The sequence below is a fragment of the Shewanella algicola genome, assembly GCF_014648035.1.
GTDB classification, from domain to species: domain Bacteria; phylum Pseudomonadota; class Gammaproteobacteria; order Enterobacterales; family Shewanellaceae; genus Shewanella; species Shewanella algicola.
This window is the reverse complement of the sequence record NZ_BMQI01000012.1, coordinates 1-23,218: the sequence shown is the minus strand read 5'-3', so window position 1 is coordinate 23,218 and position 23,218 is coordinate 1. Positions and strand designations below refer to the sequence as shown.

Sequence of the window (23,218 nt, the reverse complement as noted above, 5' to 3'; positions counted from 1 at the left end):
AGTATGTTTGTGTTAACCATCGCATTTTTATTTATTTTATTCATTTTATACAAGTTGATGCTCATCGTGCCTATGCGCGAAGTGCATGTGATTGAACGTTTGGGGAAGTTTCGTACTGTATTAGCGCCCGGGTTTCACTTTTTAGTGCCGTTTGTGGATCGGGTGGCTTATCGTCATGATACCCGTGAAGAAGTATTAGATGTACCACCACAAAGTTGTATATCAAAAGACAATACACAGCTTGAAGTTGATGGCCTGGTTTACCTCAAAGTGATGGATGGTAAGCTTGCCAGTTATGGGATTGAAAACTATCGCCGCGCAGCTGTTAACTTGGCGCAAACCACGATGCGTTCAGAAATCGGTAAGTTAACCTTATCGCAAACTTTTTCAGAGCGTGACAGTTTGAATGAGTCGATTGTGCGCGAAATCGATAAGGCCTCCGACCCGTGGGGAATTAAAGTCTTACGCTACGAGATTAAAAATATTACCCCCTCTCGTCATGTTATTCATACTCTTGAAAAACAAATGGAAGCAGAGCGTAGCAAGCGCGCTGAAATCACTTTGGCCAACGCTGAAAAAGCCGCGATGATTAATATGTCGCAAGGTGAGCGTCAAGAAGCCATTAATTTATCAGAGGGACAAAAACAACGACGTATTAATGAAGCCATTGGTACCGGACAAGAAATTTCAATTGTGGCCAATGCAAAAGCAGAAGGCATGGAAATGATTTGTAAGGCATTAGCCATCAACGGTGGCAATGATGCAATGAATATGTTGCTTAAAGAACAATTTATTGGCCAAGTGGGCAAGATTTTAACTGAGGCTCAAGTCTCGGTGGTTCCGGCTGAAATGGCCAAGCTTGAAGGTTTTTTTGAAGGCATGGAACAAGTGACCCACGCGGTAAGCAGTCCATCAGCAAAAGGAGCACGCTAATGTCAATTAATGGAGTAGATACTGACTTTGCTGTCATGATTATTTGGGGCGCAATTTTTGCTATTTTTGTGCTTAAGTTGTTTCAATCAATCCGTCTTGTACCGACTAAGTCAGCTTATATTGTTGAACGTTTAGGTAAGTACCACAGCACCTTAGACGCGGGCTTTCATGCACTTATCCCATTTATTGATAAAGTGGCCTATATTCACGATTTAAAAGAGGAAACCATCGACGTACCACCACAAGAATGTTTTTCAAGTGATGAGGTTAACGTTGAAGTTGATGGAGTAATTTATATTTCGGTTACCGATCCGGTTAAAGCCAGTTATGGTATTACCGACTACCGTTATGCCGCGATTCAGTTGGCTCAAACCACTACGCGATCGGTTATCGGTACCTTAGATTTAGACCGTACTTTTGAAGAGCGTGATTTAATTTCAGCCAAAGTCGTTGAAGTACTCGATGAAGCTGGTTCTATGTGGGGCATGAGAGTGCACCGTTATGAAATTAAAAATATTACCCCGCCAGAAACGGTAAAAAATGCCATGGAAATGCAGGTGAATGCAGAACGTGAGCGCCGAGCATTATTGGCCAAGAGTGAAGGTGACAAGCAAAGTAAAATCAATCGCTCTGAAGGTATAATGGCTGAAACCATTAACCGCTCAGAAGGTGAAATGCAGCGTCGTATTAATGAAGCAGAAGGTAAAGCGCAAGAGATTTTAACCTTGGCAAAAGCCACCTCTGAGTCGATTGAGCGTTTAGCCGTGGTTATTTCAGCTGAAGGTGGCCAAAGTGCATTGCGCATGCAGCTTGGCGAGCAATATATGCGTCAGCTTGATGGCTTAAGTAAAAAAGACAGCCGTATTGTATTACCAGGTAATCTGGTTAACTTTGAATACTGGATGGACAGTATTGGGCTAAAAGACGATAAAAAACAAACTGCTAAAAAATAAATAAATGAATAAAACACCAAATGGGTCAGCATTGCTGACCCATTTTTTTTGGCTGTTGGTTGGTCTAGGATATATGGCTTTAAGCTAATTTAACGGTTTCAGTGAGGTGCTCAGTAAACACTTTTGCGACGGCAGACAAGCGATTGTCTTTTGGGTACAGAATATTAATGTCAGTAAAACCGGCGCTGAGTTCAGGTAATACATTGACTAATTGCTGGTTCTCCACGGCATCAACCGCAATGATTTTCGGCAGTAGAGTAATGCCTGCGCCACCTAAACAAAAATGGTAAAGGGAGTTGTAATCACTGCAGATGACTTTGTAATTTGCGCTGATTTGAGCATGCTGAAACTGCCATTGGTGCTCTAAAATACCTTCGGCAGAGCGATAGCCCATTAAAGAGTGATAGTGCAAATCATCAATCGTTTCAATCACAGATGACTTTTCTAAATACACTCTGCTGGCATACATTTTTCGCTCAAAAGTCATGAGTTTTTGCTTACTGATATTGTCTTTACTGACATTTCCGGTATTAATCATGCAGTCTAAGTTTAAGCGTTTAATGTCTTGATGGTGCCCTGGCACAATCATTATTTCTAACTGTACTTGCGGATAAGTATGGATGAAATGAGCAATGTGTCGGTCGATTAACTTGTCAACAAACGGCTGTAAACCAACGGTCAATCTACCTTGAACGTCATCATGACGGTGCTTAAATACATCTCCAGCATGGTTAAGTTGGTGAACCAATGGGGTTATTTGGGCTAAATAGCGTTTACCCGATGCGGTCAATGTCATCACTCGGGTGGTGCGGGTAAACAGGGGGGCGCCGAGTTGCTTTTCTAGCTCGGCAATGCGGCGGCTGACCAGTGCACGGCGAGTGTTGAGCGATTGTGCCGCTTTAGAAAAGCTGCCTAATTTTGCCACGGCAATAAACAGCTCTAAATCTTTGATGTTCAATGTGTCAGCCTAAGTCAGTATATTCATTTGTATAGTAATTTTGGTGTCTGCCATTGTCAATTTAGTGCAATGCTGGTGGTTGCGAGTGACGGTTTTGTTATTGATGTATCTGCGCAATCATTGTGCAAATAGGCAAACTATTGCACGCTATTTATGGGCTAATTGATATATAATGCCACGCAGATTTCTGGGAGGAAGAATGGACGTATCATCATTATTAGACGGCCTAAACGATAAGCAGCGTGAGGCAGTCGGCGCGCCACTTTCAAATATGTTGGTGTTAGCGGGTGCAGGCAGTGGCAAGACCCGTGTGTTAACCCACCGTATTGCGTGGTTAATGCAAGTGGAGCAACAAAGTCCGTATTCTATTTTGGCGGTGACTTTTACCAACAAAGCCGCAGCAGAAATGCGTGAACGTGTGGAAAAAGTGGTCGGCACTAATATGGGGCGGATGTGGATAGGCACTTTCCATGGTCTCGCTCACCGGTTATTACGCACTCATTATCAAGATGCCAATTTACCGCAAAGCTTCCAGATTATTGATTCTGACGACCAGTTGCGTTTACTTAAACGCATCTTAAAAAGCCTTAATTTAGACGAAAAGCAATATCCTCCGCGTCAGGCTCAAGGCTATATTAACGGTAAAAAAGACCAAGGTTTACGCCCTAAGCATATTGATGCGGGTGGCTTTCCGATTGAACAAAACTTACTCAATATTTATAAGATTTATCAAGAGTCTTGCGACCGTGCGGGTTTAGTCGATTTTGCCGAAATTTTATTACGTGCTCATGAGTTGTGGCTTAATAAACCGCATTTGTTAGCCCATTATCAAGAACGCTTTCGTCATATTTTGGTGGACGAATTTCAAGACACTAACGCCATTCAATATGCATGGATCCGTGTATTAGCCGGTAATACTGCCAATGTGATGATTGTGGGTGATGATGACCAATCTATTTACGGCTGGCGTGGTGCACAAATTGAAAACTTGCACCGTTTTTTAAAAGATTTTCCCGGCGCATCAACAATTCGATTAGAGCAAAATTATCGATCATCTGCGAATATTTTGAATGCCTCTAACGCGGTGATTGCCAATAACCCTGACCGTTTAGGTAAAGAGTTATGGACCGAAGATAAAGATGGCGAACCTATTTCAGTTTATTGTGCTTTTAATGAAATGGACGAAGCGAAATTTATTGTTGGCCGCATTAGCGACTGGCAAGAAAAAGGCGGCAGCTTAAGCGAATGTGCGATTTTGTACCGCTCAAATGCGCAGTCTCGTGTGTTAGAAGAAGCCTTTTTACATAAAGGCTTAGCTTACCGTATTTACGGTGGTTTACGCTTTTTCGAACGCCAGGAAATCAAAGATGCTATGGGTTACATGCGTCTTATTAATAACAAAGATGATGATGCCGCATTCGAGCGTGTCGTTAATACGCCAGCTCGTGGCATTGGCGGCCGTACTCTCGATATTGTGCGCTCAACCGCAAGGCTGCATCAGTTAACCTTATGGCAAGCCAGTGTGCGCTTGTTAGAAGAAAAAGTCCTTGCTGGGCGCGCTGCCAATGCCGTGAATGGTTTCTTAGAGCTCATTGTCTCAATGCGCACCGACACTGCCGATATGTTGCTGTATCGCATGGCCGATAGTGTGATTGAACGCTCTGGCTTGCGGGCGATGTATGAAGCAGAAAAAGGCGAAAAAGCCCAGGCGCGGATTGAAAACTTAAATGAATTAGTCACCGCTGCACGTAGTTTTGAAATGCCAGAAGAGCTTGAAGACATGGGCGAGCTAAATGCCTTTTTGTCGCACGCGGCGTTAGAGGCAGGCGAAGGGCAAGCTGATGCCTTTACCGATGCCGTGCAGCTAATGACATTGCACTCGGCCAAAGGTCTTGAGTTTCCTATGGTGTTTATGGCCGGTGTGGAAGAAGGCATTTTTCCGAGCAAAATGGCCCTTGATGAAGGCGACCGTTTAGATGAAGAACGCCGTCTTTGTTATGTCGGTATGACCCGCGCAATGCAGAAACTTTACATTAGTTATGCCGAGTCTCGGCGAATTTATGGCCGTGAAGATTATGCCAGTCCGTCACGTTTTATTAATGAAATTCCTGAAAAGTTTGTTGAGCAAATTCGCTTACGAGCTCAGGTTGCTCCTTCGATAAGTCAACGCTTTCCTGCGCGTTCAAGCACTGCTTCTAAAGCGCCAAGCGGCATAAACTCAACGGGTTACAAAGTAGGTTCAAAAGTGAAACACTTTAAGTTTGGCGAAGGGGTTGTGACTAACTTTGAAGGGGCTGGTGAAAAAGCCCGCGTACAAGTTAATTTTAGTGATTTTGGCAGTAAATGGTTGTTAGTGTCACTGGCTAAGTTAGAACGCTGTTAAGGAGTGAGTGTGCAATATCACGGAGAGACAACATCAATGTCATTATCTGACAAATTACGGGCCTACGCCCGCTTAATGCGCATTGATAGGCCCATTGGCACACTACTTTTATTTTGGCCATGTTTAATGGCACTGGTGTTGGCTGCCCAAGGTATGCCAGATACTAAAGTGCTGATTATATTTATTATTGGTGTGGTGATCATGCGCGCTAATGGCTGCATTATTAATGACTATGCAGACCGCAATTTAGATGCCCATGTTGAGCGTACTAATATGCGACCATTGGTGTCAGGTGAGGTCAGCACCAAAGAGGCATTAAGCTTATTTGTTGTGCTTGGTTTAGCGGCATTTAGTTTAGTGCTTTGGCTTAATATGTTGGTGGTACAACTATCGGTTGTGGGGATTATTTTGACCATAATGTACCCGTTTATGAAGCGGGTAACCAATATGCCACAGATGTTTTTAGGCATAGTGTGGAGTTGGTCTATACCGATGGCGTACGCCGCGCAATTAGGCGAGGTCCCAGTCGAAGCATGGTGGCTGTTTATGGCTAATTGGTGCTGGACTGTCGCGTACGACACCATGTATGCCATGGTCGATCGTGATGATGATTTAAAGGTGGGGATTAAGTCTACCGCGATTTTATTTGGCCGCTTTGATCGACATATTATCGGCTTGTTTCAATTAGCGGCTTTAGGTTGTTTTGTGATGGCTGGGTTGATGGCCGAGCGTGGCATGATTTACGCTTTAGGCATTGTGAGCTTTATTGGTTTTGCAGTATATCAGCAAGGGTTAATTTACCGCCGAGAACGTGCCCCTTGTTTTAAGGCATTTTTAAATAATAACTGGGCTGGGATGGTACTGTTTATCGCACTGTCGCTAGATTATCTCGTTTAGTTCGTTACTAATATGGGCATGGATGCTTGAATATGATGAATACGCTATACCATTTTGTTGGCTTGTTGTGCTGTGGTTATTTATCACTGTATAGTTTGGTTGTTAGTGCTGAAAACAGCCACAATGTACCATCACAACTTGCGAGTCAGTGGGCCGAAGCATATGCGTCAGCTGCTGTAGTTAATATTCCCCGCACCCAGCAATTTACCCTTAAAGATGACAGTCGTGACTATCAGTTGATGATCAAATTACCTAAAAATTATCAGCAAAATAGCACGCACTATTACCCTGTTATCTACATGACAGATGGCATGTACAGTATGCAAGTGGTCTCTGGCGCAACGCGATTCCCCATGAATAGCAATGTGATGCATCAGGCGATTTTGGTCGCTATTGGCTATCAAAAGGGCAGTAAAGGGGCCTCGAGTCGTATTCGAGATTATACCCCAAGCCATGACTCTAGCTGGAAGCTCAACACGGGTGAGGCAAAGCGACACCTCCGTTTTATACGCGAAACTGTAATGCCTTTTGTTGAACATCAATATCGAGTAGATACCCAGCAAAATACCTTTATGGGGAATTCGCTCGGAGGGTTATTTGGTGCATATGTGTTACTGGAGCAACCTACATTATTTACCAACTATGTGCTGGGCAGCCCTTCATTGTGGTTTGATAATAAGCACTTGTTAAAGCAATTTATTCAAGGCGTTAGCCAAATTCGCGCCATATCCGCTAAGGTCTTTATTGGTATTGGCGAATTAGAAAGACCGCCTTATACCCACGATAATCATCAAATGGTGGCCGACGCGCAGGCGTTTTATCAAACCCTTCACTCTCACCCCTCCACTCACGCGGGTACATTGCAATTAAAACTCTTGGTTATCCCAGAAGCAGATCATGCAATGGCGTTTCCAACGACAGCGATTCACGGTTTGTCGTGGCTATTTAAACGTACTGATTAACTTAAGCTAGATAAAGCGAGCTCATAGGTATCGGTCATTTCTTGTAACAACTTAGTATGCAACCTACCTCGTGGCAGGGCGGGTTTATTGTTATGTTAACAACTTGTTTAAATTCATATTACCCCAATATCAATACTTAACCTGAGTTTAGGTTACTTAGAACACGGTATTAATGTGATTAAAATAGCCCAAGGATGAGTATTGAATGAGAGCAACAATAAAGTACCGGTTAGTTTTTTTAGCCTTAATGATATTCAGTTTCGTGATAGGTGTTAACTGGACGCCAGAGACGTTAGCTAACGATGCAGACAAACGAGCTTTGTACCTTATTTCTGCACTGTATTTTATATTACTGCCATTGGGTTATTGGTATTGCATTATTAAAAAGGGTGCTCAAAAACAGTGGAAGATAATTGTTATTTTCAGTTTAAGCAGCCTGGTTGCACGGTTAAGCTTTCCTGCTGAAATAGCGCACTACTTTGAATTTATAGCCTGGTTACGCTACCCGATTATTGCCGTGTTACTCATTATTGAATTGTATTTGATTGTGAGTGTAGTGCGTGGATTATTAAAGGTACGCAAGCTTAAGGGCGACCCTAGAGTGGGCGCGGTTGAAACCTATCGTGAAGGCGATGATAAAAGTTTAACGATTGCGCTGATTATGGCGAGCGAAGCTACAAACTGGTTTTATGCTATTCCGTGGTTTTCACGCAATCATCCGCCTGCCATTGCCAACATTAACCTTAAGAGTGCCGCACGCTGGCATGTGTGGTTGATGTTAACCGGTTGCATTATTGCATCATGTAGCAGTTATTTTTTACTGGTGTCGTGGAGCGAGTGGGTGGCGATTATTGTCTCGAGCATTATTGGCTACACATTAATGTCTATGGTGGCTAACCACAGATTGTCGCGTTATTACTCGTTGTATTTAATGAGAGATAACTTAGTGATTAACAATTCTTTGTGGGGCTTTATGGTGATTAACCTTACTGATATTGCCGATGTCACAAATCAGCCGTTAGCCGAAATAAATCAGGAGGATGCTGAGACGATAAGTATTGGTGGGGGGCAAAGTAACGTCACTATTAAGCTAAATCGCCCGGTTATTTACCATGGCGGTATGGGGCAGTTACCCGAACCGATGACAGTGATACATTTGAGTGTCGATGAGCCGCAGCAGTTAATGAATACGCTCAATAGCGCTAAATTATCGTAAGCGGCATAAACCCCATAAAAAATGCGCATTATAAGCGCATTTTTATGGGGTAAATGAGTTCTATTAATTTTGCACTAGGCTCGTTAAGTCTGCTGGGCGGTAATAAATTGACTTTAGCACTTTGCCCTGGCGAACAACTTTCCCCCCCATATCGACATCTTTAGCGCACTTAGCGATGATAAACTCGCCTTTTTTGCTGCCAACAATCTCAACACCTTGTTGGGCGTAATGGGCTATGGTTTCATTAAGTTCTTGCTCATTGCGGCACACTTTACTCATGTTGCTAGAGTGGACTTCATCCCAACATTTAATGAAATCGATTTCGCGGTTTTTAGCCACGTTCAATAGTAAATCGATAAGATAGCTTATCTCGATACGATCGCTCACCTGAGCGGCACCTAGGTGCACTAGACGACCCATTAATACATAGACAGAGTCTACAATTGCATCTGCTTGTTCAATACGCGAATCTGCTTCTGTCAACTCGGTCATTTCCTCAATAATTAATGAGGTGTGTAGGGTGTCGGCCTGATCATCAAGGCTTGTTGAATCGTTAACGGGTAAATCAAAGGTGCTGCGAAACTCAAAGATATCGCGGTATAGGTGGTCAAAAATAGGTTGAGTTAATTGGCTGAGTTTCATCGGGCTACCTTAATCGTAAAAATGTTTAAAAATAATAAATTGAATGCGATAAAAAAACCGACAAGATTGCCGGTTTTTTATGGGCGTAGTGAGCCATAACAGACGCTCAATACTTATTTAATAAATGCGAAAGCATCGCCATATAAGTGTGCTTCTTCAACACCAAGTTCGCGGAATAACTCACGTGCAGCGCCTACCATGTCAAAACGGCCAGCGATGTAAATGTCGTAACCATTTAAGCTGATAAAATCATGCTTAATCTGTTCAAGCAGGTTAGCTTGTTTACCTTGCCAGGTCTCGCTGACTTCTTCGATGGTTGGGATAAACTCTAGCCATTCGTTTTCTGTATGCCATTTACGGGCAATTTCTTGATAGTACATGGCATCTTCATTGCGGCAACCCCAATAAAACTTAGTGTTGACGGTTTCACCGTTAGCTATTTGTTGCTCAACAATACTTTTGATGTAAGAGAAACCTGTGCCGCCGGCAATTAAAATGCGTGGTCTGTGGCTGTCGCTACGTAAATATGCGTCACCAGCTGGGGCTTCAATGTCGATATGCGTTGAGGTTTTTAGACGCTCTACTACTTGCATTGGGTAGCTTTCGCTTACTGCAGCGCCAATGTGTAATTCTATTAATTCAGCATTAGGTGCAGAAGCAATAGAAAAAGGACGTTTGTCTTTTTCACCCATGACCACACTCAAGTATTGGCCAGCCTTAAAGTCAAAGGCGGTTTCTGGTTTCAACAATACTTGGTAAACCGCGTCATTAAACGGGGTGACTTTTTCAATCTGACAACGAATGGTTTTCATCTAACGTCCTTTATGCCCTTTTTAAATATCTTCAATCGCTTCATTATAGCTAATCGCCTCTAAGGGGGATCACTTTGGCTATAATGTAGGTATGTCGTCTATGCCGAGATCATCCCAAATTTGATCCACTTTTTGTTTCACTTCAGGGTCCATCACAATTGGTGTGCCCCATTCGCGGGTGGTTTCACCTGGCCATTTGTTTGTAGCATCTAAGCCCATTTTTGACCCCAAGCCTGCCACTGGCGAGGCAAAGTCGAGATAATCAATTGGGGTATTGTCAACCAGCATGGTATCGCGGGTTGGGTCCATACGAGTCGTAATGGCCCAAATGACATCCTGCCAATCACGGCAATTGACATCTTCGTCAACAATGACAATAAACTTAGTGTACATAAATTGGCGTAAGAAAGACCACGCGCCCATCATGACCCGTTTGGCATGTCCTGGGTATTGTTTGCGAATGGATATGATTGCCATGCGATACGAACAGCCTTCTGGCGGTAAGTAAAAGTCGACAATCTCAGGGTATTGCTTACGCAAAATCGGCACAAACACTTCGTTTAATGCAACACCCAACATGGCAGGTTCATCAGGTGGACGGCCGGTATAGGTACTGTGATAAATCGCATCTTTACGGTGAGTGATATGGGTTACCGTAAATACTGGGAATGAGTCGGTTTCGTTATAATAACCAGTGTGATCGCCATATGGGCCTTCTTCCGCGGTTTCATCCGGGTCGATATAGCCTTCTAAAATGATTTCGCTGGTGGCAGGGACTTCTAAATCGCAGCTAATGGCTTTACAAACTTCGGTGCGCTCGCCGCGCAGTAAACCTGCAAAGGCGTATTCGCTCATTGAATCTGGTACAGGGGTTACGGCACCTAAAATCGTGACAGGGTCACTGCCTAATGCCACTACCACTGGATAACGTTCGCCGGGATGTTGTTGCTTAAAGTCTTTAAAGTCTAACGCGCCGCCACGGTGATCTAACCAGCGCATAATGAGTTTGTTTTTACCCAATAGTTGCTGACGATAAATCCCCAAATTTTGACGTTTTTGGCGCGGACCTTTGGTAATGGTTAAGCCCCAGGTGACCAATGGCGCAACATCTCCTGGCCAACAATGTTGGATCGGTAAAGTTGTGAGATCAACCTCATCTCCGGTTTTAACCACTTGCTGACAAGGGGGATTGCGTACCGTTTTGGGCGGCATATTTAATGCCTGCTTAAACATCGGGATTTTAGCAATCGCATCTTTAAAGCCGCTTGGTGGTTCAGGCTCTTTTAAAAATGCTAATAATTCACCCACTTCACGCAGTGCAATGGGGTCGTCTTTACCTAATGCCATAGCAACACGTTTTGGGGTGCCAAATAGATTGGCCAATACCGGCATGGTGTGATTGGTTGGGTTTTCGAATAACAGCGCGGGACCGCCCGATCGTAAAACACGATCAGCAATCTCAGTCATTTCTAAATAAGGGTCAACAGGGTGACTAATACGTTTGAGTTCACCACTGGCTTCTAAATGCGCTATGAAGCTGCGTAAATCCTTAAAACTCATGGTTACCGCCTGAATATCAAATCCAATATGGCGCGCACTATAGCATTTTTCTAATATAGGGTTAAGCAAAATGGTGGATATCGACTTTATCCGGACTTAGCGTAAAATAACTTATATCGATGCGCTTGTGAGAGGTGAGTGATGAACATAAACAATTCCCGAGTATTACTGAGCACAGCTGTTGTCAGTGCCTGTTTGTGTGTCTGTGCCATTTTACCTGTACAGGCTAAAGCACCACTGAATGATGAACGACTTAACCGTGAGTCTCACTCTGTGAGAGGACAGCATCATCGGCCTAAGCATCGTCAATCTCATACTCGATACAACCCTTGGCGCTGGGGACTGGGTTGGAACAATTACGGTTGGGGCCCAAGTATTGGTATTAGTTGGCGCAATGGCATTAATAGCCACTTTAATTATGGATGGGGTATTAATCATTATCGGGGTGTTTACCCATACAGTGTAATAAACCCGATACCAAGTACTCAATATCGCACGGTTGAGCAGCCTGTTACGGTTAATGCTGCGCCGCAGCAAACTACAACATACACTGAAGTGAGCAGTGGCTTGAGTCGCTTACCTGAAAACGCCAAAGTGATTCAAACCGACAATGGTACGGTTTACGAGTGGCAAGGCGTTGAATATTATTTTGATTGGAATACGCAAACTTACGAGGTTGCTAAAATCGTGACTCCGTGATCATCGGTGTAGTAGCAATAGTCGAGGTTATGATTGGCTTTGGCTTGATACATTGCTGTATCTGCGGCGCTAATAAGCTCGCGGCTACTGAGTCCATTTTTGGGTAATATGCTAATACCAATGCTTGCCCCTACTTCAAAGGTGTTGTCTGCAATTTTGATCGGTTTTTTGATGGTGTTTAATAGTTGCTCAATTTTTTGATCGATATTAATTGGCTCACTGATTAAATCGAGCCAGACAACAAATTCATCTCCCCCGAGCCTGCCTGCAATATCCGTTGACCTGAGGTTTTTTATTAAGCGCTGTGCAATAGTGACTATGACTTCATCACCAATGCTATGACCGAGTGAATCATTAATTTGCTTAAATTTATTGAGGTCGATAAACAATAAAGCCGCTTGATTATCTGAGCGTAAGTCTCTGGGAATGGCGTTGTCGATTTTTTTAATAAAAGCACGGCGATTATATATGCCGGTTAATTCATCATGCTCCGCCAAAAAAATAAGCCGTTCTTGTTGTTCAATGAGCTTATGGGTTTGCCGGTCAACCTCCTGTTTAAGGCTATCTTTTTTAACGGTAATTTGAGTGAGTGATTGTTTCATTAAGTTAAAGTTATGGGCCAGTGCAGACAGCTCGTCTGCATCGCTAAACACAATTCGACTGGTTAAATCACCTGAGGCGAGAGCCTCCATACCGCTATTTAACGATGCTAAACCTTTTTTAAAGCGGGTTAAGGTCATAAATGACCATGCTGTGACTAATAATGCGAGCATCAGTAATATGGCTCCGACTAACCATAATAGGGTTTGTTGCTTGGTTTTGGCCTGGGTGACTGAAAATTGATGTAAACGAAACATTTCTTCGGTCATCTCTTCAATGACCATACTGTACTTGGCTTTAAATAAACGTTCTGCTGCCAGTGTGATGGGTTGAGCGGCTTGCGGATTATGGTAGTTATTTTGAGTATTAATTAAGGTTCTCACATTGGTATTAAGCCGATTAATATTTTGAATAATGAGCTTTTGCTGTGGATCCCAATCAATGTTTTGCGACAACTCAGAGGCTAATTCAGCTTGTCGATTGTTCAGTTCTGTCAATCCTTGTTCATCTGTGTATTCTTGATACAGCCAAAGTTGGCTGCGCAAACTGTCAATTTTCAGTTGCAGCTTCATCGAGTAGTTAAGCTGACGATAAATTTGTTGTTGATAATTATGTACCTGCACCAACGACAATCCAACAACAAAGGTCAGTATTGAGCAAAGCATCGCAGTGAGTTTAAGGCGCTTAGATAACATCATGATTTACCAACCCGCCTCTTGGTTTGTATAGGTTTCAAGAAGTTGTCTATCAAATATGAGTCTAAAATCGACACGGTTTTCTCGTGGAACTAATTGATTGTCTATTGCCCACTGGCTTTGAGTTTGAATATTAGAAAACAGAGCATTACTCAGCGACAGTCTAAAAGTATAGTCGCTCCACGAATATTGCAATTGTTGAGCGTCTACTTCGAGCACTTGACTAATATTCTGTTGCGCTTGTTTGGGAGATTTATTGAGAAATTCAGTGGCTTGATTAATGGCTTTGAGTAATGACAATTTTTGATCTTTTTCAATATGAGAATCTTTTAGGCCAATAAGATTAAATGATAAATGGTACAAACCACGACTGTTAATAATTTCGGGCGAGCGTGACATTTTTTTAGAGAGTAAATAACTTAGTGGCTCCCAGGCCGAAATAATATCCACTTTGTCATTTAATAGGGCGGGTAACAGTTGTTCTGAGCTTAAATAGATGCGTTGTATTGGCTGTTGAGTCTTATTGTACATAATTAATAAACTGTCTAAGAAAAACTCACTGGCACTGCCTTTTATTATACCAATTCGAGCATTAGCTAGATTGTCGAGGTGCTTATATTTTTGCGGGTTAAGACTGAGTAACTTGATGTCATTATCTGATTCAACAAAGCTGGCCAATACAGAAAAGTCGGTGCGTTTAAAGCTATTAAACATCACAACGGTTTCTGACGAGGTGGCAAAGTCAACTTCATGATTAACCATGGCGTTAAAACATTTTACTCCACCGTTAAATCTGACTAATTCAACGTTTAAATTATTTTGTTTAAAATAACCTTGTTGCTGTGCAATAAATAATGGTGCCGATAATGGAGTGTTAGATACGGCTATTTTAATCGGTTTTTGTAATGCTTCAGAAGTCAATGCATTGTTTGAAGGCTCACAACTGGTTAAGCAGGCTATGATGCCCAGCATAAACACTCTGTATATAAACCTTGTAAGCGGTATCGTCATTAAATATTGTCTGTTGGAGTTCGGTAAGCCTAAGTGTAGTGAGTGTATATAAAATTGGAGGAAAATATTGCTAATATTTCAATTTTTTTAAACTCTGAATGATTACCGTAATTCAAAAGTATTAACCCAAGTATTCGATGGCTATTTTTTTAACAGCAAATTATTTATTGATCACTATGGTTGATTCAATTCAGTTATCCATGCGCTCAATTAATATTGGGTAAAGCTCATTAAGGATAACTTCAGCTTGCTGATAATTTAACACTTTCATTTCTGACTCGAGTGCCAAATATTTATCTGGTGCGATGGCATTTAGTGTGGGTGCCACTTTGAGCAAGGTCGTTGAAGCATTCATATTAAAGAGCTGGAGTTCTTCTCTTAATATTTCAAATGTCGCCAAATATTCATCGGTTACTTGGGGGGCAGAGTCAATCGGTTGTATGGGGGCTTTTTGCGGCAACTTGCTTTGCAGCAGTTGTAACAAATCTTTGGCAGTAGGAAGCGCCATATTAGCCTGTAGAGCGAACTCGTTAATCATCTCTTTTTTATTAAATTGATCGCCCGTTTTAATCATGTTTTCTTGTTGGCCTGCAAACAGGGCTAGCGCATTAAAGCCTAAGGTTGCCGCAGAACTTTTTAAAGTATGGAACATCATTTTTAGCCCTGAGTTATCATCAGCTTTTAATGTCTCTATTGCTGAGTACTCAGTGAGGTCGTTGATAAATAACTCCAGCGCTTTAGCATAGACAGTTTTATTGCCACTGAGACGAGTTAGCGCTTTAGTAAAGTCGATGTGATGTTGATGACAAAATGAGTCAAGCGCATTGTCCTTTATTGTGGTTGCATCATCAGGTGCTGCTGAGGTTTGTGGTGTAAGAGCGCTTTTGGATGTAACCGGTATTTCAGGTATAACAGGTTCTGAAGGCGCTAACTGATGTATTGGTGTTATGCTCGATTCACTTTGTGCCTTTGTTGAGGCAGACACATTAGTGGGATTGGCCAATTTAGGGCTGTTAGCTATTGCTGTGAAACTGTTCATTTGCTTGTCACTTATCTGTGATTGCCCGTTAACTTGTTTGGCTTCGATAAAAATGTATTCAGTATTATCACTGCTTAATAATTCTGCTGATAATTGTACCCTTAGAATGTCCTTTTGCGCTGTAATGAATTGATATGCCATACCTTGGTGCTGACTGTTCAACAGTTTGAGTTTAGTGTCTTCCCATGTTTGTTCAGTATTAGGCGTGAGTAAGTTGTCGATATGCTGACAGAGCATCTCGTTAGTACTGTATCCAAGTTCTTTGTTGGCATATGGATTACTGCGGACAATGATTCCATCTAAAGTTAACCAAAGCAGAATACTGTGAGAGTGTTCAACTGCTGCACTGATTAAGTTAAGTTGTTTTCGTAATGCATTTTTTTCGGTTAAATCTTCTGCAAAAAAAACAAATCCTGTAGTGCCTAAGCGCCGCCGTTTCATCGCTGAAACATGCAAGTTAACCTGTTTGTAGTCGCCGTATTTTTGCTTTAATCGACACGTAAAAGAGAGGTGTTGCTGCTGTTGTAATTGCTGTTCTACATAGTTGAATAGATTGTTATCTTTACCGTCAATTGGCGGTGTGTGGTTGGTTATTTCGGTATTTGATGGTAAGTCGCTATTTGCCTGGGCGACTCCACTCATGAAACTTGTTAAGTTTTTACCCAGAATTTCATCTGCATTATAACGGAGTTGTTGCTCCGCGCCGCTACTGAAAAAGGTAATCACCCCTGTTGCGTCTGTTGCAATAATAACGACTTGACTGCTATTGAGGATATTTTGCTGAAATAAGTTTGCCTGCTCTATTTCAATGGTGTTTTCATCAACTTTGGTTTTAAGCTCAGTATTGTGTTGTTGTAATTGGGTTTGTAACGCTTTGAATTCAGATACGTCGTTGATGGTAAAGCTGGCACCTAAAAAAAGATTGTTTTTGAGCAATGGCGTAATCGTTAATACTAATGAACGCGTATCTGCGTGGCCATGTACCTGATGAGAAAATTCAATTTTATTGATTCGCTTGCCTCGAGCGACCTTTTTAAAATAGGCAATCAGGACATCGGTGCTAATACCATCACTTAAGTAATTAATAATAGGTTTTTTTTCTGAAACAAATTTTTGCAAGTTAAAAATAGTTTCTGCAGATTGATTCCAGTTGAGGATAGTAAAAGCACTGTCGACACCGATTAAGCATTCCGATGAGTTTTCGATAAAAGAAGATAACGATATTTTTTGTCTAACACTATCCATTCTCCGAGTGATGTAGCGCAAAAACATGTGCAAAACAATAATCAGAAATACAGTACTGCTGAGGGTAATACCAAATACTTGTTGTGGGTTGGGTAAGTTCATTGTTGCAAGCCATTGTTTTTCAGGGGTTAATTGAACTGCCCATTGACGACCATATACTTCAATGATGTTTTCAACGGTATGGCTTTTTTCAAGTACGAGCTGATCATTTTTACTGTTGTAGGTGGTTGAGGTGAAAAATGGCACATTTTCGGTTGGGCTGATATCACTAATGGTCAGGTTTAGATTATTTTGCTGTTCGGTTATTGTTTTTAAAATATCATTAATAAGCAACGGAGCATAAACCCAGCCAAGTAGCTCAGCAGGCATGACATTCGACTTGTTGGGCGCATCGTATATAGGCAGTAATAGCAGAAATCCATGATTTATTTTGTTGTCTGCTTGCACTAAGGTGATTGGCGCTGTCAGTAAGGCCGAATTGGCCACTGCGGAAGACAATGCCGCTCTACGACGATTAGGCTCTGAACCAATATCTAACCCTAGAGACTCAATGTTAGGTTGCTCAGGTTCGATGTATTTAACAATAAAAAGCGGGTCTTGAGAGGTATTAAGCTGTTTTAAGGTAAAGGCTTGCTGACGATCTTGACTCGCCTTTTGCAAGAATGCATTTAATTGCGCTTTTGGTGTAACACTAATCACTCCAAACCCACGTGCACCAGGAAACTCTCTTGGATAATCTCGGCTTTGAAAGTAAGCTAAATTTTGCTGATAATTAAAATGCTCAAATCCTGTTGTATTGATGGCGCCTCTCAATCCTTGTAAGCCGTATTCAAATTTTTGAATACGGTCTTTAACCTCCTGGCTGACTTGATTACTGTGTTGGGTTAACTTGGATTTAATCAGTGCGTCGTTCTGTATTTCAATATTATTCTTGAGCATTATTGCGATGAATAATCCTGTTAATAAGAGTATTATTGACGTAAAGTTTGCCCATTTATAGCTTTTGGTTTGCGTTTGTTTTGTTAAACGATTAAGCATTCTGCTACCTGTAATGAACTTTCGATGTATAAAAGTGGTTACACAGCTAAACTAAGTTAACCTAACTGTTTTTTAGTGGTTAATTCAATGTAAAAATCAGTAAAGTGAAAAAGCTTACACCATATGTTTTGTGTAAATGGATGTTGTTTTAAGAAAAAAGGAGTTACCGCATCATGTTGTTATCGGGTTACACCAATACCGTTTATCGTATTTTGATTATTGACGATGATATTCAAAATATATTTGTTTTAGAAGATATTTTATCTCCTCTTGGCAATATATATTTTTCAGAATCGGGCAGTAATGCATTTGCGTTAATCGATAAAATTAAACCCGACGTCATTCTACTTGATATCGAAATGCCCGATATGGATGGCTGGCAAGTTTGTCGTGCTCTTAAAGCGGATCCTCGTTACAGTGATATCCCCATTATTTTTATTACAGGTCATACCGAGCCTGAGTTTGAACGTTTGGCACTCGAAAGTGGCGGTGTAGATTTTATTACCAAACCGTTTAATGCCTCTATTTGCTGTTTACGTGTGCATACGCAACTTCAATTTAGGCAGCAAAACCACCTTATTGTTAAAGCGAAAGAAGAATTACAACAACTCGTGAATCAAGTCCCTATGTTGATCACTTATTGGGATTCTTCGGGCAACAACTTATTCAGCAATGATTACTCTGGTAACTGGTTTGAAACGTTAATCGGGCATATCGATGGTCAACATATCTCTACTATTTTTCCTCCTGAATTAAGCGCCGCAGTACTGAGACACCAAAAACAAACCACCTCTGAGCCGTTGAAGTATATTGTCACAGTCAAAAATCAACTTGGTATGAGTTTTTACGAAGTCTTTCAGTCAAAAATGAAATCGGCGGTGGGTATTGATGGTTACTTAGTCACGCTGGTAGATGTGTCTGAGGTAAAGCATGCCAAACAGGCTTTGTATTCAGAGAAAGAGCGCTTACGCGTCACGCTTAACTCAATTGGCGATGCGGTCATTGCCACCGATACCAGAGGGTTAATCACTTTTATGAATCCGATTGCTGAGCGTATGACGGGCTGGCGGATTAAGGATGCATTGCATCAAAAAATTGAAACCGTTATGCAATTGCGTGACTCTAATACACGCCACACACTGCTTAACCCTTTGTACATTGCATTGAGAGAGCAGCGTATTGTTGCTATGGCGTTAAATAGCCAGTTAACCGCCCGAGGTGGACAAGTTTTTGCTGTTGAAGATTCGGCAGCACCTATTCGTAATGAAAATGGCGAAGTCATTGGTGCCATTATGGTGTTTCATGATGTCAGTGAAGCAATGGCAATGGCGATGAAAATGAGCCACCTTGCAAACCATGACCAATTAACGGATTTACCTAACCGTATTTTATTGCAAGACCGATTAAGTGTGGCCTGTTCAGCGGCTGAGTCATTTGGCAATAAAGCTGCGGCGCTATTGGTGGATATTGACCATTTTAAATATTTAAATGATTCGCTTGGGCATCAGCTGGGTGATGAAATGATTTGTTTAATGGCGCAGCGACTGCGTTCGTTAATTCCACCGTCTTACACGTTAGCAAGGCTGGGGGGCGATGAGTTTGTTATTTTAATGAGCGATGCACATTCTGTTGAAGCGTCGTCGGTACTTGCGACAAAATTAGTAGAAGCAATGCATGAACCTTTTGTTTTGGCAGAACAAAAGTTCAGTGTGTCGGTCAGTATCGGGATCAGTGTTTTTCCTAATGACGCTAAAGATGCTGAAGAATTGATGCGCCATGCTGATGTGGCGATGTATCGTGCGAAGCAAGAAGGGCGTAATCGCTTTAGCTTTTTCTCTCATGATTTAGAGAGTTCAATACGTGAGCGCCATCAACTGGAAACTTGTTTGCGTAATGCCATTATTCATGATGAGTTATTTGTGCATTACCAGCCCAAAATAAATTTAGCCACCAATGAAATTGTTGGTGCAGAAGCCCTTGTTAGACTGACCGATAGCGAAGGGCTCTTTATCTCCCCGAATGAGTTTATTCCTTTAGCGGAAGAAACCGGCTTAATCATCAAACTGGGTAAACAGGTGTTATACAAAGCTTGCCAAGAGGCTAAGTCCTGGTTAAATATGGGCTTAAATATTCCTATTTCGGTCAATGTGGCCGTGGCACAATTTGCTGACCCTCATTTTGCCAATATTATTGAAAAAGCGCTCCATGATTACCAATTACCTGCTGAGTTACTTGAGTTAGAAATCACTGAGACAGCGTTGATGATTGATGCGGCTGACATGCAAACTAAGTTGTATCAACTTAAGTCTTTAGGAATAAAGATTTCTATTGATGACTTTGGTACAGGCTATTCTAGTTTGGCTTATTTGAAAAAGTTTAATGTTGATGTCATGAAAATCGACATGTCTTTTGTTAAGGATATGCTAAACAACAAGCATGATTATGAAATTGTAAAAACCATTATTTCCCTTGGGCAGTCTATGGGGTTAGCGCTGATTGCTGAAGGTGTGGAAACTAACGAACAGCGGCAAGCGTTGCTTGAACTCGATTGCTTAATGGGACAAGGGTATTTGTTTAGTCGACCGCTCAGTGCTAGCGACTTTAATGCCTTTATTTTACAGCATAAGGGTTAATTGAGTTTAAGGGTAACTATGATCAAACAATGGTTGAATAGTGATAATAAGGCCAGATATAAAACCTTGTCTTATTTAGGTTATTTTGCCATTGGATGTAGCTGCTTACTTTTTTTTCTGGTGTATTCAAGTATTGCAAAGCAAACCATTATTGAGAGTAATAAAAAAACCTTAGTACAATTGAGCCACACCGCGGCGCAAGAAATGGACAAGGTGTTTACTGATTACGCTAATAAAGTCTTGTTTTTACGCGCGAGCCCTTCTGTTAATGGCCTAAGTCAGGCGCTGCAAAATAATGGCATTGATCCTATTGATGGAACAACTCGGCAGCAATGGCAGGGGCGACTGCAACACATGTTCAGTGCATTTGTTCAAACTAACCCTGAAGTGCGCCAAGTTCGCTTTATTAGTCGGTTAAATAACGGCCGAGAGATTGTCAGGGTAGAGCGCCGTAACGACAAAATTGTTGTAGTACCAGATAGCTTGTTACAAGAGAAAGGCTCTAGCGAGTATTTTTCAGCTATCTCTAGCTTAAAATCAGATGAAAACTACATTTCAGACATTAGTTTAAATCGAGAATATGGGGTGATTGAAACCCCTATTTGGCCAACGTTTAGAGTGGCCAAACCTTTTTATGACCCACAAGGCGAGCATTTCGGTTTTGTGATTATAAACATCGATGCCAGCTTTTTATTAGAGCAATTACAACGCGACTTTAAACATTCATTATTTGAATTAGCCATTTTAAATTCGAGTGGCTATTTTATTACTGCACCCAATCCCGCACTCAGTTTTGGTTTTGATTTACACATTCCAGACTCAACATGGCAGGCACAAACGGGTCAAGCACCTTTACCTCTTGAGGGTGAAATTCAACAAGTGAGCTTGGACGACCAACCATTTTGGGCTATCGGTAAATCTTTTTCTTTATCCACACACGAAGAGCGACAATTAACCGTTATAGGTTTACTCCCCGCACAAGCAGTTGATGCGCTTTGGGCTCAACAACGTAACATGATGATGTTACTTTTGTTGGTGATTTTGTTAGTGCTGGTGGCCGTGGTACAGACGTATCAAAAATACCTTAATAAAATAATGGTGCTCTATGATAATCAGTCATTGTATCAAGCGATCGTTGCTGGCTCGTCTGATGCCATAGTCAGTATTGACCGCCAAGGCATGATTTTGAGCTGGAATGAATCTGCAACCTTTTTATTTGGTTTATCTGAAGAGGAGGCTCTGAATACTAGCCTACTGGATGCTGTTGGTGAGGCCGGTGGGCACAAGGTTTTAGATAGAGCCTTAATTACTAGAGTATTTGATGCTAAAGAACATATGGTTGTGACATTGGAATCGCGGTCCCATGGCGCTCAAAACAAAGTATTGTCGGTGAATTTGTCGCCTGTAATCGCGGTGAACAATAAAAACATGAGTAGCATTTCAGCCATTATTAGAGATGTAACTGACTCGCGAAGAAGTGAGACAAAAATCCTGCAAATGAATGAGTCTCTAGAGCAACAGGTGATTCAACGTACGCAAGAATTAGAAACAGCAACGACTGAAGCCATTTCGGCAAACCAGCTAAAAAGTGAATTTGTTGCCAATATTAGCCATGAGATCCGCACGCCGCTAAATGGGATCGGGGGTATGGTTGAATTACTTAAACGTGAATACTTATCAGAGAAGCAATTAGGCTATTTAGCGATGGCCAAAAATAGCATTGCGACATTAACGGTATTAATTAATGACCTGTTAGATCTGTCGAAAATTGAATCTGGCAATTTACAAGTCGAATTAGACGCATTCGATTTGCTCGACAATGTGTGTGGTGTCATTAATATGATGTCCCTTAAAGCCGAAGAAAAAGGCCTCATTTTATTACTTGATAGTGTTGAATTAACACACTGCAAGTTAATCAGTGACCCTTATCGAATCAAACAAGTGTTAGTGAATTTGATTGGTAACGCGATTAAATTTTCAACTGAAGGCTATGTCATTGTTAAGGTCAGCACACGGGCTGATGAATCAGATAATATCAATGTGGAGTTTTCGATTACCGATAATGGCATTGGTATTTCTCAAGTACAGCAAAAAAAGCTTTTTAAGCCCTTTATTCAAGCGAATGGTTCGATAACTCGCGACTTTGGTGGTACCGGTTTAGGTTTGTCTATTTCTAAACAATATTGAGCATAAAAGCCAATTGCAATTGGTGTTAATGGATGGACAAATGCCAATATTAGACGGTTACAAGGCGACTGAATTAATTCGGCGTGGTGAGGCTGGTGAGCTGATGGCTGAAGTGACTATTATTGCGATGACCGCCGATGCAATGGAAGGAGATCGCGAGGCGTGCTTAAAAGTGGGAATGGATGATTTTATTTCTAAACCTATTGATAAAGCTGCTTTTTTACACAAAGTTATGTATTGGTTAGAGCAAACCGATCTTGATGTTTCATAGCTGAGTGAATGGTTGAATGGGTATAATATCAATCCGCATTAGAATCGGCTCTTTTGGTGAAAATTATCGGTGCGGTATTCGAGACAGTCTTTTGATGACCTATTAAAAAAACATGTGCGCTCGACAACGTCTACCTCCAACATCCATTCAGTCATACTTTTAGAAAGACTAACAAAGAAGACCAAACTGAAAAGTTTGCCCCTTCCTGGCGGTATCATAAACCCCATTACAGCTTCAAATACCTTTGATGTAGATGACTGCACCAGCAATCATTTTCATTTTACTGGGTCCTAGTGAAGCAGCCAAAAATAGATCTCATGCTAATAAGGATTGTATAAGTTAAAGCCCCAAAGCATAGTTTGCTTTGGGGCTTTGTTTGCATTGCATTTATTATTATTTTTAAGCGCTACCCTGCGCAGAGTGCGTATTCCGGTGATGGTGAACACCGATTCCGGTTTTATCGTGAACACTTAAATTCCACGCA

General features: G+C 41.6%; 17 protein-coding genes. 10 read left to right on the top strand and 7 right to left on the bottom strand.

Features of this window, described 5'->3' with window-relative positions; translation table 11 throughout:
* Positions 1-3: 3 nt before the first annotated feature.
* Both IEY42_RS06885 and IEY42_RS06880 read left to right on the top strand, forming a co-directional pair.
* A complete protein-coding gene (locus tag IEY42_RS06885) occupies positions 4-933 on the top strand; it encodes an SPFH domain-containing protein (protein ID WP_188924570.1) in 930 nt (309 codons plus the stop codon).
* Positions 933-1,886, top strand: coding sequence for an SPFH domain-containing protein (locus IEY42_RS06880; protein WP_188924569.1), 954 nt, complete (start codon positions 933-935; stop codon positions 1,884-1,886). Before IEY42_RS06885 ends, IEY42_RS06880 begins: the two co-directional genes overlap by 1 nt.
* Positions 1,887-1,965: 79 nt before the next feature.
* On the opposite strand, the gene IEY42_RS06875 is transcribed toward IEY42_RS06880, so the two are convergent.
* A complete protein-coding gene (locus IEY42_RS06875) occupies positions 1,966-2,844 on the bottom strand; it encodes a LysR family transcriptional regulator (RefSeq protein ID WP_188924568.1) in 879 nt (292 codons plus the stop codon).
* A gap of 199 nt (positions 2,845-3,043) precedes the next feature.
* Between IEY42_RS06875 and uvrD the strand changes: the two genes are divergently transcribed.
* From uvrD to IEY42_RS06855, 4 genes are all read left to right on the top strand, one after another.
* Positions 3,044-5,227 carry a DNA helicase II gene (uvrD, locus tag IEY42_RS06870; protein ID WP_188924567.1) on the top strand — a complete coding sequence of 728 codons (2,184 nt, stop codon included), beginning with the start codon at positions 3,044-3,046 and terminating at the stop codon, positions 5,225-5,227.
* A gap of 36 nt (positions 5,228-5,263) precedes the next feature.
* Positions 5,264-6,124 (top strand): 4-hydroxybenzoate octaprenyltransferase, encoded by an 861-nt coding sequence (gene ubiA, locus IEY42_RS06865; RefSeq protein ID WP_188924633.1) that lies wholly within the window; start codon positions 5,264-5,266, stop codon positions 6,122-6,124.
* Positions 6,125-6,156: 32 nt separating this feature from the next.
* The gene (locus IEY42_RS06860) at positions 6,157-7,086 is read left to right on the top strand and encodes an alpha/beta hydrolase (RefSeq protein ID WP_229779953.1); all 930 of its coding nucleotides are present in this window, start codon (positions 6,157-6,159) and stop codon (positions 7,084-7,086) included.
* A 205-nt stretch (positions 7,087-7,291) separates the two neighbouring features.
* Positions 7,292-8,302 (top strand): hypothetical protein, encoded by a 1,011-nt coding sequence (locus IEY42_RS06855; RefSeq protein WP_188924566.1) that lies wholly within the window; start codon positions 7,292-7,294, stop codon positions 8,300-8,302.
* A 63-nt stretch (positions 8,303-8,365) separates the two neighbouring features.
* Here the strand turns inward: IEY42_RS06855 and IEY42_RS06850 are convergent, their stop codons facing one another.
* The 3 genes from IEY42_RS06850 to ubiD all read right to left on the bottom strand — a co-directional run bounded on the left by IEY42_RS06850 (position 8,366) and on the right by ubiD (position 11,316).
* Complete coding sequence (locus IEY42_RS06850; RefSeq protein ID WP_188924565.1) at positions 8,366-8,944, bottom strand: nucleoside triphosphate pyrophosphohydrolase family protein; 579 nt, start codon at positions 8,942-8,944, stop codon at positions 8,366-8,368.
* 113 nt (positions 8,945-9,057) lie between these two features.
* Entirely contained in the window at positions 9,058-9,756 is a 699-nt protein-coding gene (gene fre, locus IEY42_RS06845) for an NAD(P)H-flavin reductase (RefSeq protein ID WP_188924564.1), read from the bottom strand.
* A gap of 78 nt (positions 9,757-9,834) precedes the next feature.
* Positions 9,835-11,316 carry a 4-hydroxy-3-polyprenylbenzoate decarboxylase gene (gene ubiD, locus IEY42_RS06840; protein ID WP_188924563.1) on the bottom strand — a complete coding sequence of 494 codons (1,482 nt, stop codon included), beginning with the start codon at positions 11,314-11,316 and terminating at the stop codon, positions 9,835-9,837.
* Positions 11,317-11,457: 141 nt separating this feature from the next.
* Here ubiD and IEY42_RS06835 point away from each other — a divergent pair, with 141 nt between their 5' ends.
* A complete protein-coding gene (locus IEY42_RS06835; RefSeq protein WP_188924562.1) occupies positions 11,458-12,015 on the top strand; it encodes a hypothetical protein in 558 nt (185 codons plus the stop codon).
* Here IEY42_RS06835 and IEY42_RS06830 read toward each other — a convergent pair.
* From IEY42_RS06830 to IEY42_RS06820, 3 genes are all read right to left on the bottom strand, one after another.
* Positions 11,985-13,313 (bottom strand): diguanylate cyclase domain-containing protein, encoded by a 1,329-nt coding sequence (locus IEY42_RS06830; protein WP_188924561.1) that lies wholly within the window; start codon positions 13,311-13,313, stop codon positions 11,985-11,987. The two genes, IEY42_RS06835 and IEY42_RS06830, sit on opposite strands and share 31 nt — an antisense overlap.
* 3 nt (positions 13,314-13,316) lie before the next feature.
* Complete coding sequence (locus IEY42_RS06825) at positions 13,317-14,282, bottom strand: ABC transporter substrate-binding protein (RefSeq protein WP_188924560.1); 966 nt, start codon at positions 14,280-14,282, stop codon at positions 13,317-13,319.
* A gap of 229 nt (positions 14,283-14,511) precedes the next feature.
* On the bottom strand, positions 14,512-17,643 hold the full coding sequence (locus tag IEY42_RS06820; RefSeq protein ID WP_188924559.1) for a CHASE domain-containing protein: 3,132 nt from the start codon (positions 17,641-17,643) through the stop codon (positions 14,512-14,514).
* 173 nt (positions 17,644-17,816) lie between these two features.
* Between IEY42_RS06820 and IEY42_RS06815 the strand changes: the two genes are divergently transcribed.
* From IEY42_RS06815 to IEY42_RS06805, 3 genes are read left to right on the top strand one after another with little or no spacing between them, the layout of a single operon-like run.
* The gene (locus IEY42_RS06815) at positions 17,817-20,276 is read left to right on the top strand and encodes an EAL domain-containing protein (protein ID WP_188924558.1); all 2,460 of its coding nucleotides are present in this window, start codon (positions 17,817-17,819) and stop codon (positions 20,274-20,276) included.
* An 18-nt stretch (positions 20,277-20,294) separates the two neighbouring features.
* Complete coding sequence (locus IEY42_RS06810; RefSeq protein ID WP_188924557.1) at positions 20,295-22,463, top strand: histidine kinase dimerization/phospho-acceptor domain-containing protein; 2,169 nt, start codon at positions 20,295-20,297, stop codon at positions 22,461-22,463.
* 13 nt (positions 22,464-22,476) lie between these two features.
* Positions 22,477-22,734 (top strand): response regulator, encoded by a 258-nt coding sequence (locus IEY42_RS06805; protein ID WP_268244262.1) that lies wholly within the window; start codon positions 22,477-22,479, stop codon positions 22,732-22,734.
* The last annotated feature ends 484 nt before the right edge of the window (positions 22,735-23,218 follow it).